This is a genomic window from Alkalibacterium sp. m-11 (assembly GCF_054658155.1).
Genome location: NZ_BAAGIR010000442.1, coordinates 1 through 302 on the forward strand (window position 1 = coordinate 1; position 302 = coordinate 302).

General features: G+C 34.4%; 1 pseudogene. It reads left to right on the forward strand.

Annotated elements, in window-relative coordinates:
* Nucleotides 1-302: pseudogene (locus ACYQ2O_RS13110) on the forward strand (hypothetical protein); the annotation flags it as partial.

Genomic DNA, 302 nt, shown 5'->3' on the forward strand with positions numbered 1-302 from the left:
TACTTTATCAAAATATTCTGCACGAAAACCTCAAGAGGTTCTTCATGAACGTGCGAAGCAGTTGCGGAAATCTGTTTATCAAATAAATGAATCGATGAAAACGGAATTTCCCAAACGAAATGATAGAGATGATTTAGAGGCAGAAATTGATTATTGTCAAGAATTAATCGAAGTCGGTATGTGTCAAGACTTTGGCGGAAACTTTTTTTCTAGAGATGGTAACTCTTCAATTTTAATATTAAAATGGCTCATTCTGTGTGTTTCATTACCCAAACATTTTCTTCAGTTGTCCCATTGGACTT